At 61.1% G+C, this 14,803-nt stretch carries 15 protein-coding genes; 13 read left to right on the top strand and 2 right to left on the bottom strand.

Annotated elements, in window-relative coordinates; genetic code table 11:
• Positions 1-82: 82 nt before the first annotated feature.
• On the top strand, positions 83-502 hold the full coding sequence (locus tag SFUM_RS16705; protein WP_011700028.1) for a secondary thiamine-phosphate synthase enzyme YjbQ: 420 nt from the start codon (positions 83-85) through the stop codon (positions 500-502).
• A 126-nt stretch (positions 503-628) separates the two neighbouring features.
• Here the strand turns inward: SFUM_RS16705 and SFUM_RS16700 are convergent, their stop codons facing one another.
• Complete coding sequence (locus SFUM_RS16700) at positions 629-1,981, bottom strand: M16 family metallopeptidase (protein WP_041440793.1); 1,353 nt, start codon at positions 1,979-1,981, stop codon at positions 629-631.
• Positions 1,978-3,459 (bottom strand): M16 family metallopeptidase, encoded by a 1,482-nt coding sequence (locus SFUM_RS16695; RefSeq protein WP_011700026.1) that lies wholly within the window; start codon positions 3,457-3,459, stop codon positions 1,978-1,980. Before SFUM_RS16695 ends, SFUM_RS16700 begins: the two co-directional genes overlap by 4 nt.
• Positions 3,460-3,846: 387 nt before the next feature.
• Here SFUM_RS16695 and SFUM_RS16690 point away from each other — a divergent pair, with 387 nt between their 5' ends.
• The 12 genes from SFUM_RS16690 (at position 3,847) to SFUM_RS16625 (ending at position 14,737) form a co-directional block, all read left to right on the top strand.
• Complete coding sequence (locus SFUM_RS16690) at positions 3,847-4,557, top strand: DUF2231 domain-containing protein (protein WP_011700025.1); 711 nt, start codon at positions 3,847-3,849, stop codon at positions 4,555-4,557.
• Between the two features lie 553 nt (positions 4,558-5,110).
• Positions 5,111-6,052, top strand: a complete 942-nt coding sequence (locus SFUM_RS16680; RefSeq protein WP_011700024.1) for a universal stress protein — start codon at positions 5,111-5,113, stop codon at positions 6,050-6,052.
• Positions 6,053-6,529: 477 nt separating this feature from the next.
• Positions 6,530-6,769 (top strand): hypothetical protein, encoded by a 240-nt coding sequence (locus tag SFUM_RS16675; RefSeq protein WP_150109545.1) that lies wholly within the window; start codon positions 6,530-6,532, stop codon positions 6,767-6,769.
• A 52-nt stretch (positions 6,770-6,821) separates the two neighbouring features.
• Positions 6,822-7,019, top strand: a complete 198-nt coding sequence (locus tag SFUM_RS16670; RefSeq protein WP_011700022.1) for a heavy-metal-associated domain-containing protein — start codon at positions 6,822-6,824, stop codon at positions 7,017-7,019.
• Positions 7,012-9,486 carry a heavy metal translocating P-type ATPase gene (locus SFUM_RS16665; RefSeq protein WP_083764099.1) on the top strand — a complete coding sequence of 825 codons (2,475 nt, stop codon included), beginning with the start codon at positions 7,012-7,014 and terminating at the stop codon, positions 9,484-9,486. Before SFUM_RS16670 ends, SFUM_RS16665 begins: the two co-directional genes overlap by 8 nt.
• 264 nt (positions 9,487-9,750) lie before the next feature.
• On the top strand, positions 9,751-9,909 hold the full coding sequence (gene rd, locus SFUM_RS16660) for a rubredoxin (protein ID WP_011700020.1): 159 nt from the start codon (positions 9,751-9,753) through the stop codon (positions 9,907-9,909).
• A 505-nt stretch (positions 9,910-10,414) separates the two neighbouring features.
• Entirely contained in the window at positions 10,415-10,909 is a 495-nt protein-coding gene (locus SFUM_RS16650) for a ferritin-like domain-containing protein (protein ID WP_011700018.1), read from the top strand.
• Between the two features lie 456 nt (positions 10,910-11,365).
• Positions 11,366-11,614, top strand: a complete 249-nt coding sequence (locus tag SFUM_RS22980; RefSeq protein WP_011700017.1) for a glutaredoxin family protein — start codon at positions 11,366-11,368, stop codon at positions 11,612-11,614.
• Between the two features lie 26 nt (positions 11,615-11,640).
• Positions 11,641-12,828, top strand: coding sequence for an FAD-dependent oxidoreductase (locus SFUM_RS16640; protein ID WP_011700016.1), 1,188 nt, complete (start codon positions 11,641-11,643; stop codon positions 12,826-12,828).
• Positions 12,829-12,880: 52 nt separating this feature from the next.
• Positions 12,881-13,075: a ferredoxin gene (locus SFUM_RS16635; RefSeq protein ID WP_011700015.1), complete on the top strand. Its 195-nt coding sequence runs from the start codon at positions 12,881-12,883 to the stop codon at positions 13,073-13,075.
• Positions 13,076-13,089: 14 nt separating this feature from the next.
• Complete coding sequence (locus tag SFUM_RS16630; protein WP_011700014.1) at positions 13,090-13,779, top strand: DVU0298 family protein; 690 nt, start codon at positions 13,090-13,092, stop codon at positions 13,777-13,779.
• A gap of 43 nt (positions 13,780-13,822) precedes the next feature.
• Positions 13,823-14,737, top strand: coding sequence for a TIGR01777 family oxidoreductase (locus SFUM_RS16625; RefSeq protein ID WP_011700013.1), 915 nt, complete (start codon positions 13,823-13,825; stop codon positions 14,735-14,737).
• Positions 14,738-14,803 lie beyond the last annotated feature (66 nt).

The following is a 14,803-nucleotide window of genomic DNA, read 5'->3' as shown; positions in this document are numbered from 1 at the left end:
GCCCGCATTGGTGCCAGCCTAATAACCATTATCGCGGTCGGATGCAAGGAAAAGTGAATTCCGACGAATGAAAGGGGTGCCCATGAAATCTTATCGCAAAGAACTCTGGTTCAACATCCCCACCCGGAGGGCCTTCGTGAACATCACCGGGCAAGTTGCCGAAGCCCTTGCCGAAAGCGGCGTCAAGGAAGGTCTCGTGCTCTGCAACGCCATGCACATCACCGCGTCGGTATTCATCAATGATGACGAAGGGGGCCTTCACCACGACTACGATCAATGGCTGGAACGGCTCGCTCCCCATGAACCCGTCGACCGGTACCGGCACAACGACACCGGGGAGGACAATGCCGACGCACACCTCAAGCGGCAGGTCATGGGACGCGAAGTGGTTGTGGCGGTAACCGGAGGAAAGCTCGATCTCGGCCCCTGGGAGCAGATCTTCTACGGAGAGTTCGACGGGCGCAGGCGAAAGCGTGCCCTGGTGAAGATCATCGGAGAATAAGGGACGACACCCCTTGCGCTTCACCTGCGTCGAACAGGATACCGGGGTCCGTTCAAGTCCACGGCATCGGGCGGGAGGGAGGAAAGCCCTCCCCCCCCGCGCGTCGCCCCCCGACGCTCGCTCTCCCTATTTGTTCTCCCCGATTGCTGCCTCCTTGAGGTTCCCGACGATCACCAGCACGTAATTGTCGGGATGGAGGTACTTGTTGGCGACTCTCAAAACATCCTCGCGAGTCACCGAGTTGATGAGGGAGGGATATCTTTCCGGGTAGTCCAACCCCAGACCGAAGTATTCGATCAAGGAATAGAATTTCGCGATTTCCTTCTGCGTGGAATACCGGATGGCGAAACTCCCGATCAGGGCCTTTTTCGCCAGCTCGAGCTCGCCCTCGGAAACGGGTTCCCCGCGTATCCTCTCCAGCTCGCCGAGAACCAGTGAGATGGCTTCGCGCGCCGATGCATTCTTCGTCTGCAGACCGATCTCGAAGGCACCCGGGAGCTTGCGCGGCACCATCATGCTGAACACCGAATAGGCCAGGCCTCTCTTGATACGGATTTCGGACATGAGGCGCGAGGTGAAATTGGAATGCCCGAGGATGTAGTTCATCACCGAAAAGGCGCTGTAGTCTTTGTTGGACCTCTCCATGCCCGCATTACCCAGGAGGATGCTCGCCTGGCTCACATCCTTGTCGATCCCGACCGTCCTGGCGGCGCCGGCGAACACCGTCGGGCGATCCGCCTTCGGGACGGCTCCTCCGGACCATTTGAGGAGCTCCGGCACGAGCAGCCTCTTTACCTCATCCATGGTGATGTCCCCGCCGATCACCAGGATGGCGTTGCCGGGAACGTAGTAATCCCGGTGGAATCGGACCGCCGCATCCCTGGATATCGCGGACAGAGTGGCTTCGGTGCCCTTGACGGGGCTCCCGTAAGGGCTCGAAAGGTAAAGCTCCCTGTCGAATGCCTGTTCGGCGATCTTCTCCGGATCATCCTCATCGGATTTGATTTCGCCTGCGATCTTACGCTTTTCCGCAAGGAACTGCGCTTCAGGAAACGAGGCCTTCGTCACGACCCGCATGAGCAGGCGGAAGCTGCCCTCGAGGTTTTTCCTGAGGCTTTGCATGGTCAGTGCCGCAAGATCCTTGTCGCAAAAGGATGCCAGGGAGGTCCCCAAAAAGTCGAGTTCCCGGTTGAGAGCGCGATCGTCCTGCTCCTCGGTGCCCAGCAGGATGCTCCCGGCGGTGAGGTTCGCCAGCCCTTCCTGTCCCGGGGGGTCCCTCCACGAACCGGCGTCGAAGAGAAGCTGCAGGGTGACGATCGGGGTCGAGTGCTCCTCGAAGAACAGAACCACCAGTTCGTTGGGCAGCACCGTCCGTTCCACGGGGGGCAGCGCTTGAGTCTCCGAAGGAAAGAGCCCGCCCGAAACGATGAGGGTGATGAAAACCAGAAAGGAAACGACCGCGGCTTTCCGATGCATCATTGTCTCCGGCCCTCCTGTTCCCCCGAACCGGCGCTCCCGGTCGGACCGCCCGGGCACGGCGCTTCGGTCGTGACGGCACCTTCGTTTTTCAAGCGAACCGTTTTTTCGATGATGGGTGAACTTGCGGGCGGAGGCACCCCCTCCTCGCCGGCGGCAGGGACTATCGTGCCGACGGTCAGATTGCGGGGAGTGAAATAGAGGCGTGCCACCCGCCGGATATCCTCCGCGGTGACCTTGCGGATGGACGGCACGTATCGGGCGATTTCCTTCCAGCCGACGGCGATCTCGTATTGCGCGAGCATCATACCCTGGTAGAACAGGGAGTCCCGATGGAAGACGAACATCGCCTCGAGCTGATTCTTGGCCTTTTCCAGCTCCTCATCGCTCACGGGTTCGTTCTTGAGCCGTTCAAGTTCAGCCGTCACCGCCTCCTCGACATCTCCGGCAGTCTTGCCCGGCATAACGGTCGCCGAGATGTAGAAAAGCCCCGGATCGAAGCTCAGGGGAGAATAGTCCGCGTCAGCCTCCACTGCAAGCCTCCCGTCGGCGATCAGCCGTTCGTAAAGCCTGGAACTCTTCGCGGAGGCCAGGACCGAGGAAATGACTTCCAATACGTAAGCATCCGGGCTCCGCACGTTCGGCACATGGTAGGCCATGATCACGGCGGCGAGTTGCGCCGGCCGCTCCACCTCGATCCGCCGCATGCCAACCTGAGGAGGATCCTCGAAGCGGAGCCGTTCCGGGACGGCTCCCCCGGGAATGACGCCGAAAGCCTTCTCCAGGCGCGGAAGGAGGTCTTCCATTGTGGCATCCCCCACAACCACGATGAAGGCGTTGGCGGGGTTGTAGAACGCACGGTAGAAGGCCGAGGCGTCTTCCACCGTAAGACGGGCAAGGTCATCGAACCACCCGACGGGCGGCCAGCGGTAGGGCTGGTTCTGGTAGGCGGTCGCGTCCAGCTGTTCGAGGAGATAGGCCTGAGGATTGTCCTCGGTCCTCATCCGCCGCTCCTCCATCACGACCATTTTCTCCGTCTGGAAGTCCGCCGGGCTTAGCTTCAGATTCATCATGCGATCCGCCTCCAGATCAATGGCCACCTGAAGCCTGTCCGAACCGAGGTTTTCGAAATAGGCCGCGTAATCGCTGGAAGTGAAGGCGTTGAATTCGGCCCCGTTTTCCTGGATTCTGCGGCTGAATTCGCTTCCGGAGACGGTTTGAGTCCCCTTGAACATCAGGTGCTCGAACAGGTGAGCGAGCCCCGTCTTACCCCATTGTTCGTTGCGCGAGCCCGCCCGGTACCATACCTGGAAGGACACGATCGGGGCGCGGTGGTTTTCCTGGAGAATAACCCTCATGCCGTTGGAAAGCAGGGCCTCGGAAACCCCTTCCTGGCCCCGGGCCGGTGCCGCTCCAGCGCCGTGATGGATCGCGGTCGCCAGCAGCACAGTCAAGAGCAGCTTCAGACTGTTCGAAATCACTCGTTCCTCCGGAGATGAACGCGGGTCGCCCCCGCTCGAATTCATGTCGTCAATGCTTGCCGGCCAGGGTGAACTCGCCCGGAACGCCTGCGTTCACCCGGTCTGCTCCTAACAATAAGACGCACCTTGACCGATGCAACATCGCACCTTTCCCGGAGCCTCTCCACTGCAAGGATCGAGGGCGAACGATCGGCTGGGCGGCTTGGAATGTCGAAGTTGAAGAACCCGTCACAGCGCCGTTGCTCGCGGGCGGATATCTTGCTTTGGACACCTGGTCCGCGAAAATGCCGCGCTTGACAACGGATGGGCAAGCACTCATCTTTGCAGGGAATTCCACGACGGATCGGCATCGGAACATCAAAGCAATCGCAATCGGAGACCCAATCCATGATCGAATACGACCCGGAAACCCTGGCCCGCTTTGACGGCAAGGACGGAAAGCCGGTGTACATCGCTCACCAGGGCAAAGTTTACGACGTTTCGAACAGCAAGCTCTGGAAAACAGGAATCCACATGCGGCGACATCCCGCCGGCAGGGATCTGACCACGGACATCCAGGCCGCGCCTCACGGCCCGGAGGTGCTCGAACGAGTCCCCCAGGTCGGGGTGCTCAAGGAAGCCGTCCCGGAGCGGGGTGCCTTGCCAATCATCGAAGGACTGCTGCACAGGTATCCCATGCTCAGGCGCCATCCGCACCCCATGACCGTGCACTTCCCCATCGTTTTCATGATGGCCGCGCCGTCTTTCAACATTCTTTACCTGCTCACCGGGGTCAAATCTTTCGAAGTCACCGCACTCCACTGCCTCGGTGCAGGACTCCTTTTCACCCCCCTGGTGATGCTCACCGGGCTCTTGACCTGGCGGCTGAACTACCTGGCCCGGCCGCTCAAGCCGATCAACATCAAGATCGCGGTTTCGGCCGTCATGCTCCTGGTGGGGCTCGCCGCATTCTTCTGGCGGGTCGCCGTTCCGGGCTTGATGGACCTCCCGGGGGCGGCGGGCACCCTCTACTTTCTGCTCACCCTCTCGCTCATTCCCATGGTGGGCGTGATCGGATGGCATGGGGCGATGTTGACGTTTCCCTTCGAGCGGGAGTAGGGGAACTTCCCCCCGTTTCCTCGTGAATTCCATTCCGAGTGGAAAGTCGTTCAACGCCACGGGTTCATTCGGCCAATGGGACCCTGCGGCTCGCCGAGGGCTTCCTCGCCTGCACAAGCGGAGCTTGAGCCCCGGATGTGCCGAAGGCTTTCCGGTTCCGGCGGCAAGCCGGAACGATGCCTCATTCCCCGGACACGAAAACCGGGCGCCCCAAGCTTTCGCACCCCCTCTGATTGCCCTCGGATCGAGGCGTTCGATTCCCCTCGCCGGGGTTCCGCGGGATGTTTGGCCTTGTTCGGCCGAACCCTTTCCCGGAGCCTTTCAGGTCCCCGTGTCCCGGAAAATCCCCGGAACCTTCGACCAGGCCGCTGGTTGTGCATTGCACGAGACCGCTCGCCAATGTCCAATAATCCGCACAAATGAGTGTGCAGCGCGATGTGCTTTTGATATATTGTCCTGGCTGTTTCGGCATGGATTCAATGCTTCTCGTTGTCGGTCGGGTCTTTCCGATCGAAGCGGCATCATGCGGTTCGTTCCGTGGATGAGGAGGAAAATGAGTCAGGACAGGAGAAGAATTCTCGTCGCGGTGGATGGCTCCGAACAGACTCAGGAGGCCGTAAGCTACTTGAGCGGTATCGTGCCGTCTTTTGAGACGAGCGTGGTCCTGTTCCACGTCATGAACAGGGTGCCGGATGCCTTCTGGGACTGGGAGAAGGACCCTCTGACTCCAACGCATCTCGATTACCTCAAAGATTGGGAAATGCAGAAAGAGAACCGCATACGCCAGTTCATGCGCCAGGCGCGGCGCGTGCTGGTGGACGTCGGAATACCCGAATATTCCGTGATGATCAGCATCCAGAAAATCAGGGAAGGAATTGCCCGGGACATTCTGACGGAAGCCCAGAGGGGTTATGACGCGGTTGTCGTCGGGCGCACGGGACTCGGAGGCATCGACGAACGGATGCTCGGCAGCGTCGCCGGCAAGACCACCGCAAAGCTGAATACGAGCGCGGTCTGGCTGGTGGGAGGCAAACCCCGGAAGGGCAAGATCCTCATCGCCATGGATTCTTCCGCGGGAGCGATGCGGGCGGTCGACCACGTCTGCCGGATGGCCGCCGTCAAGACCCACTCGATAAGCCTCCTTCACGTGGTCAGAGGAATATCGGTCACTGCCGCCGGCCAGGAGCAGATCTTTCCGGAAGGCTACCGGCAACGGCTCCTCGAAGAGGCGGAAAACGAGATACGACCGGCATTCGAAGAGGCGACCGAACGACTGAAAGCGGCGGGAGTCAAGGCGGACAGGATCTCCATCAAGGTGATCTCAGGGGTCGCAAGCCGGGCCGGGGCGATTATCGAAGAAGCACGCCAGGGAGGTTTCGGCACTATCGTGGTGGGCAGAAAAGGGCTGTCCGGAATCGAAGAATTCGACATGGGGCGTGTCACCTTCAAGCTTACGCAAATCGCCGGAAACATGGCCCTGTGGGTCGTGGCCTGACGCCTCCGGTCTTCGGTCTTTCCGCGGAGCAAGAGATTTCCCCGCGACAATTCGCATTCGTCGTCTCTGCAACTGCCGGGAGGACCTGCCCTCCCGGAACCTCCAGATCGGCTTCAACCCGGGCCGGAGCCTTCGTTGCCGGCGTTCTCGCGGCCCATCTTTCCCGCAACGATCCGAAAGTCCGCCCATGCGCAAACCTTCCTTGCACCACAAGCACACACACGCCGCCTTCTGTGCTTTTCCGCCACGGTCTCTTGCTTGCGCCTGCCCGCGAGGTTATTTTTCCCGGCGTATGGTCCGCGAGGGTCGGTCCTCGTCCCGCGGGCTCGAACTTCGGGCACTCCCTGCTCTCGACGAACCGCCGGGTTGCATCGTTCGGCCCGATCCCCTTGCGTTCCGGGGCGAGCTGCGGAGTCCTGCCGTTGGCGAGTGACGTTCGGGGTTTGCCGTCAATGAATTCCCGTCATGGAGAACAGCATGAATCTATTCGAATACGAAATTACCCAGCACAGCGCCGACTCGTTCAGGGAGATGGTTTATTTCTGCTCCCCGGAGGGAACCTGTCGGCTCGAAAGCATTCCTCGGCCGCAGATCCAGGTGATGGAGAAGCTGCTCAACGAACGTGGTCGAAAAGGGTGGGAGCTTCTCCAAGTGTCCTTCGGAAAAGATGGGATACTGGTTTTCTGGAAGAGAATGATTATCGAAGAGAATGAATGAGCGTAGGGGAGAGAATCTTCGAAACGGCAATCGATTTCTACGGGGAGAATCAATGACCACACTCAAAATCAAAGGCATGTCCTGCCGGCATTGTGTCAAGGCGGTCACCAAGGCCTTGTCCGAAATCGATGGAGTGACCGGCGTCACGGTGGATCTGGAGAGCGGCCGCGCCACGTTCGAATCCACCGGACCCGTGGATATGAACCTCGTGCGGGAACGGATCGAAAAGGCTGGTTTCAACCTTGTCTAAGGCGACGATTCACATCGCGGGCATGACGTGCGCGGCCTGCGTGCGAAGGGTGGAGCAGGGGTTGAAGGAGCTCGAGGGAGTTCGCGACGCCTCCGTCAATTTCGCAACGTCCAGGGCGTCGGTGGACTATGACCCCGAAGTCTCCGGCACCGAGGCCATCGCGGAAAGAATCAGGGATATCGGCTACGAACCCGTCTCCATCGATTCGGCCGAGGACGAGAAGCTGCGCAAGACCACTCTCCTGGTGGGGGGGATGAGCTGCGCGGCCTGCGTGCGCCGCGTCGAAAACGCGCTCAAATCGGTACCGGGGGTTGACCGGGCGGCCGTCAACCTGGCGTCGTCGAGGGCGACCGTTTTCCATGATTCGCGCGTTGCCCCGGTTGCATCCCTGAGAGCCGCCGTCGAGGACGCAGGGTATGAATACCTGGGCCTGTTCCGGGAGACCCCGCAGGAGGATCCGGTGGAAGCCGCGCGGGACCGGGAGCTTCGGGACCTGCGCGTCAAAGTCGCGGTCGGCGCGGTGCTGAGCGTCGTCATCATGACGGGAAGCATGCAGCACTGGTTTCCCTTCCTGCATGGAATACCCCGGGGGATCATGCAGGTCGCGCTCCTTGTCCTGACCACTCCGGTGGTTTTCTGGGTGGGCGACCGGTTCCTCATCGGGGCACTCAAGGCCACACGCCGGAAGTCGGCCGACATGAACACCCTGGTGGCCATCGGAGCGTTTTCCGCCTACGTCTATTCGACCCTGGCCACTCTGTGGCCCGCCTTTTTTGCCTCAGCGGGGATCGAAACGCACGTCTACTTCGACGGCGCGGCCATGATCATTACGCTGGTACTTCTGGGACGGCTGCTCGAGATGAAAGCGCGCGGAAGGACCACCGCCGCCATCAAGAAGCTCATGCAACTGACCCCGAAGACGGCCCGGGTGATCCACGGCGACCGTGAAATGGACATCCCCGTGGAGGAGGTTGTCGAGGGCAACCTGATCCTGGTGAAACCGGGCGGCAGGGTCCCCACCGACGGCCGGGTGGAGACGGGCGCCTCGGCGGTGGACGAATCCATGCTCACGGGTGAGAGCATCCCGGTGGCCAAGGAACCCGGGAGCAACGTCTTCGCCGGAACCATCAACCAGACCGGGAGTTTCACCTTTCGGGCGACGCGCGTGGGGTCGGAAACCGCCCTGGCCCAGATCATTCGGCTCGTGGAGGAAGCCCAGGGCTCCAAGGCTCCGATCCAGTATTTCGCCGACCGGGTCGCCGCCGTCTTTTCCCCGGCGGTGATCGCCATTGCCCTGGTCACTTTCTGCATCTGGTATTTTGTCGTGCCCGGCGACACGTTCAGCCGCGCGCTGCTCAACTTCGTCTCCGTTTTGATCATCTCCTGCCCCTGCGCCATGGGGCTCGCCACTCCGACGGCGGTCATGGTCGGCACGGGCCTGGGGGCCGAGAGCGGCATTCTCATCAAAGGCGGCGAGAGCCTGGAACGGGCCCACGAGCTCACCACCGTGGTCTTCGACAAAACCGGAACGCTCACCAACGGAACCCCGGAAGTTACCGACGTCATTACCGCGCCCGGAATGCAACGCAGCGAATTGCTGACGCTGGCGGCATCCATCGAAGCGGTTTCGGAGCACCCCCTGGCACGCGCCGTCGTCGAACGCGCAAGCGCGGAAGGTTGTGCCCCTCTTCCGGTGGAAGATTTCCGCGCGCTGTCCGGCCTGGGCTCGCGGGGACTTGTGAACGGCAGGGAAGTGATGGTCGGCAGCGCCCGGCTGCTCGCGGAGCATTCCGTCGATTTCGGGGAGTTGAACACTCAGGCCGAGACCCTGGTTGCAGCCGGCAGGACATGCGTTTACGTGGGAGCGCAACGGCGCATCATCGGCGTGATCGCCCTTGCCGACGGGGTCAAGGAGTCCGCCGTCGCGGCCGTCGCCCGCCTGCGGGAACGCGGCATGGAAGTGGCCATGATCACCGGAGACCGCAAGGAAACGGCATTGGCCATAGCGAAGGTGGTGGGAATCGAACGCGTGATGGCCGAAGTCCTGCCAGGCGACAAGGCCGGCGAAATCCGCAGGCTGCAAAATGAGGGCAAAGTCGTTGCGATGGTGGGTGACGGCATAAACGACGCCCCCGCCCTGGCGGCCGCCGATGTCGGCATCGCCCTGGGCGCCGGGACCGACGTGGCCATGGAAGCCGCGGATATTACCCTCATCAAGGGAGATCTCCGGCTGGTGGTGTCGGCCATCGAGCTTTCATCCCTCACCATGAGGGTCATCAAGCAGAATCTGTTCTGGGCCTTCTTTTACAACTCGCTCGGCATCCCCGTGGCGGCGGGAGCGCTCTATCCCTTTTTCGGCATCCTGCTCGATCCCATGTTCGCCGCGGGGGCCATGGCACTCAGTTCGGTTTCCGTAGTGAGCAACGCGCTCCGTCTCAAGCGGCTTTGGGGAAAGCGACGAAACTGAATTCCGGATAGATGTCCGAGACTTTCCACTATTCCGGCATTGACTTTGATGCGGTGAATATGTGAAGAACAAACATTGTATCCAGTTTTGCGAACCGCCTTTGGACCTTCACCACTGAGTAGGAACAGGCGCTTGCCGGTTTCCGGCCGGCAAAGCCGTCGGCATTGGAAGAAATCCCCGCCCTCCCTGGTACGGGAGCAATTGAGGGGGATTCGAGGTTGATTTCCCGGCCAACACCAACAGACGAAGGAGGAAAAAGAGACTATGGATCGATACGTATGCACGGTTTGCGGTTATGTTTACGACCCCGCGGTCGGTGACCCCGACAACGACATCGCCCCCGGAACGAAATTCGAGGACCTCCCCGAGGACTGGGTTTGCCCGGTGTGCGGCGCAGCCAAGAGTGATTTTGAAAAGGAATGATTCCTGCCTTTGCCTGCGAGCCCAACGGCCCGCTCGAACGGCAGGAGAGACATCCCCCGCGAAGGACTCGGGCGGAGCGGCCCGCCCTTGCAGGAGGATCGGTCTGGTGTGATGTTCGTGATCTTCGCGACGGTCGGGATCGACCCGGCCTCGCCGCGACCGGTTTCGAGGCCCATGAGTTTTGATTCGAGCCATCGAACGGGCCGCTCCATGACGCCGGGTCCCGGCCTCGCGGAAGAAGGCCGAAAGGCGATCGACCGATACGACCGGGTATCGCGCGGTTTCCGGACCACACCACAAACGGCAACTTATACCGAGGTGCGTTCAAGATGACACGACACCTGCCCGTCGGGGGGGTGACGCGGGCGGAAATAAACCCCGTCCCCACGGACCGATGTGCCCGTCAGGCTTAGCGAGAGGAGGGCTTTATACCCTCCCGCCCAATGCAATCATCTTGAACGCAAAATTGTATTCGGGGCATAGACACCCGGGGAGTTAAAAAGCCATGAGTTTCAAGTTCAATGCGGCGGAAGTTTTCAACATTGCCATCAAGATTGAAGAGAACGGGAAGAAATTTTACGACGCCTCCCTGAAAGTCATCCAAGATCCCGGAGTCAGGAAACTCTTCGCGGATCTTGCCGAACAGGAGGTTGAACACAAGAAACGGTTCGAAGCTCTGAAGGCCCAACTCCCGAAGAGCTCGACCGTGAGCACGGTGTGGGATCCCGACAATGAACTGGATCGGTACATCAAGATGATGGCGGACGAGCACGTCTTCGTCACGAGTGCCGGTTTGGACCAGGAACTGGCCCGGGTGACCGACGTGAAGAGCGCTCTGAGACTGGCCATCGAATTCGAGAAGGATTCGGTGATCTTCTTCCTGGGGCTCGAGGACGCCACCGTGAGCAAGCAGGACCAGGAACTGATCAAGGCGTTGGTGAAGGAGGAGCAGGAACACCTGAGGCGCCTGTCGTTGGAGCTCAGCAGGATTTCCCGCTAAGCCCGCCGGGTTTCGGGGTTTACAACGTTTTTCGGAGACCCTCCGAGCGGCTTTGTGCCGGGCTTCGTATCCTTCGGGACGGAAGGGGCCGGTTCGTCGGCCAGAGCCGCGGATTTCACCCGTGCAACCGCTTGCTTCGCCTGCAAAACGCCTCGGCGATGGCGTTGTAGTTTGTCGCGCTGCAGGGCGCATCGCAAGGTCCGACGCATGCGCCGTTGAGCCGGTGTGTTTGCAGGTTGTCCGGGAAAGCTGCGTTCGGCGCCTCGGCGCCGTGGAGGATGCCTCGGCGGCCCTTGCGTTCACGCAGTAGTGAGCGCCGAAAACCGTACCGGCGGGCTCACCGGGAGCTTGCACCCATGCCGGGGGGCGAACGCGTCGGTTCGGTGCGAAGGGACCCTGCCCCGGCTCGACCGGCGGACATTCCTGCCCGGCACCCGATTGAAAGGAAATGAAATCATGGACAAGAAAGTGAAGATATATACCACGCCCGGCTGCAACTATTGCCGCCAGGCAAAGGAGTTCCTCGAGGAAAAGGGCATCGATTTCGAGTCGGTTGACGTGAGCGCCGACAAGGAAGCCATGCAGGAGATGAGGAAGCTGACCGAGGGCGGGCGCAGTGTTCCCGTGATCAGGGTCTGCGACCAGGTGTTGGTGGGCTTCGATCGCAAGGATCTCGAGAAGGCGCTGGAGTGCCTTGGCGCTTGACGGTGGTTCTGTGTCAGGTGAGGACTATGGCCGTGGATGTGATCGTCTATACGGTGGAGGAATGCCCGTTTTGCGAGAAGGCCAAGCGGTTTCTCGCCGAGAAGGGTATCGAATACAAGGAAATCCCAGTTCGCCCGGCCTCCAGGCAGTGGCTCGAGATGAAGGAAAAGACCGGGGGCGGCACAGTTCCCCAGGTGCTCGTCGAAGGCGTGCCGGTCGGCGGGTATTCCGACCTGGTGAGCCTCGAGGCGACCGGAGAGCTTTACCGCAGGCTCGGAATGAAGGACAGGGAGGCCGCCGCGACCCTTTACGACGTCATCATTCTCGGGGCAGGTCCCGCCGGGTTGAGCGCCGCCATATACGCCATCCGCAAGCTGCTCAAAACCCTGGTCATCAGCCGGGATGTGGGCGGCCAGGTGACCTGGACCGCGGATGTGGAGAACTATCTCGGGTTCAGCCATGTGAACGCCGGTGACCTCGTGGCCAGGTTCGAAGAACATGTGAAGACCTTCGGAGTGGAGAGGGTAATCGGGCCCGAGGTCACCTCCGTGGACCTCACCGCCAAAATCAAGCGGGTGGTGACCGACGACGGGAAGGTGTACTCCGGAAAAACATTGATCATCGCCACCGGGGGCAGGCATCGGCACATGAACATCGAAGGCGAGCACGAACTCATCGCCAAGGGGATCTCCTACTGCTCGACCTGCGATGCTCCGTTGTACGACGGGGCGGACGTGGCCGTCATCGGAGGCGGCAATTCCGCCCTCGCTGCCGCCCTGGACCTCATCCAAATTGCAAACAGGATCTACCTGGTGTCCATGACGCCACTGACCGGGGATCCTCTTTACCAGGAAAAGGTGCAGAAATCCGAAAAGGTGGAGATGTTCCTCGAATACGTCCCCGTCAGGGTCCTTGGCGACAAAGCCGTGCGGGGGGTCGAGATCCGGAGCCTTCAGAGCGGGGAAGTCAGGGAATTGACCGTCGAAGGGATTTTCGTCGAGATCGGCATCCTGCCGAACTCGTCTCTGTTTGTGGACACGCTGGCCACCAATCGGAGAGGCGAAATCCTGGTGGACCTGGAATGCCGCACCGGACTGGCGGGGGTTTTTGCCTGCGGGGACGTCACCAACGTCCCTTTCAAACAGGTGGTGGTGGCTGTCGGGGAGGGCGCCAAGGCGGCCCTGTCCGCGTACAGTTACCTGATCAACCAGTAGCGGGTGAGCCTGGATTCGGCCGCCCTTCCGATCGCGAAAGGCTGAAACGCTCATGGCAAAGGTTCCCGTACTGGACCTGAATCGTTGTTCGGATTGCGAGGGGTGCCTCGAAATCTGTCCTGAGGTGTTCAAGCGCAACGCGGCCGGGTATATCGAAGTCGCCGATCTTTCGTCATATCCCGAGGATTGCGTCGAGGAGGCCATCAGCTGTTGTCCCGCCGACTGCATTGCCTGGGATGAGTCCTGAACGGAGAGCCGACGGTGAAGACCCCGCGGGAAACGACTCGAACCCTCAAGGCGGGACTGCGGCAGGTGCTGCAGTCGGACGACTGGGACGACCGCCTGCTGGAATGGTCGTATTCCCAATCGCGCAGACTGATCAACCCTCTCCTCTCATTTCTCCTCTCTCCCGACGAGACCCTCAAGTGGCGCTCCGTCTCAGCGGTCGGCCTGGTGATGTCGGTGACGGCCTCGACCGACATGGAAGCGGCGCGCGTCATCATGCGGCGTCTCATCTGGAGTCTCAACGATGAATCGGGCGGCATCGGGTGGGGATCCCCCGAAGCCATGGGTGAGATCATGGCCTGCCATCGCGGCCTGGCCGAGGAGTACCATCGCATCCTGGTCTCTTACATCCGGCGGGACGGCAATCTTCTGGAGAATGAATTGCTCGAGCGGGGGGTGCTCTGGGGAATCGGGAGGCTGGCACAGGTGCGGGCGGGTTTGATCGGCTATGCGCCGCCTCACGTCGCCCTCTATCTTGAATCGCATGACCCCCTTCATCGGGGGCTGGCGGCATGGAGCCTGGGATTCCTCGACGCTTCACCGTTCCGGCATCAACTGGAACGGCTCCTCGACCAGGGAGTGGAAATCCGGGTCTACGAAAACCGGAGCATACGGTCGTTCAGCATCGGTGAACTGGCGGCGCGGGCGATCCGCAACAGGGGATGAGCCGCGTTGCGCCGGCCTGCGGGAACGGCAAAGGGGAGAAGTCATGAAAGTCTTCATAACCGGAGGCACCGGATTCGTCGGGAGCTATTTGATTTCGAGGCTTGCCGACCTGGGACACGAAGTCACCACGGTTACTCGTGGGGCGGCGGGGCGAACCCCGCGCAGCGGCGTTTCCTTCATCCAGGGGTCCACGACGGCTCCCGGAGCCTGGCAGCAGGGCGTCGCCGGCCACGACACGGTCATCAACCTGGCTGGAGCCTCCATATTCACCAGGTGGACGAAGGACGCCCGTCGGTCGATCATCGAGAGCCGGGTGCTCACCACCCGCAACCTGGTCGACGCCATGGCCGCGTGCGATCCAAAGCCTCTTCTGCTCAGCACTTCCGCGGTCGGATACTACGGAAGCCGTGAAGACGATGCGATCATTGACGAAACCAGTCCCCCGGGGGACGAATTCCTGACCCGCGTGAGTGTCGAATGGGAAGCGGAAGCACGACGCGCCGAAGCCTTCGGCAGTCGTGTGGCGCTGTGCCGGTTCGGGATCATCCTCGGCAGAGGCGGCGGGGCGCTTGCCAAAATGGCTCCGGCATTCAAATATATGGTCGGCAGCGTTCTTGGAAGCGGGAGACAGTGGTTCCCGTGGATCCACCTGGAAGATGTCTTCCAGATCGTGCTTTTCCTGATGGAGCGCCGGCACATCTCCGGCCCCGTCAACTTCACCGCCCCCAATCCGGTCACCAATGAGGAATTGAGCCGCGAGCTGGCCCGGACTTTCGGCAAGCCGCTTTTCATGCCTGCCGTCCCGGCATTTGCCTTGAGGATCATACTCGGGGAATTCGGCGACGTGCTCCTCAAGGGGCAGCGGGCCATCCCCCGGCGCCTGTTGGACGAGGGCTACCGGTTTCGTTTTCCGGAGCTGCACGGGGCGTTGGCGGACCTGCTCCGGGATTCCCGGTGATTCCCGACTCTTAAGGCACACCAATAATATTCAATTGCTTGACAGCCCATCTCGAATGCGCTAACG

It is taken from the genome of Syntrophobacter fumaroxidans MPOB, from assembly GCF_000014965.1.
GTDB classification, from domain to species: Bacteria; Desulfobacterota; Syntrophobacteria; order Syntrophobacterales; family Syntrophobacteraceae; genus Syntrophobacter; species Syntrophobacter fumaroxidans.
This window is presented reverse-complemented; position numbering and strand designations above follow the sequence as displayed.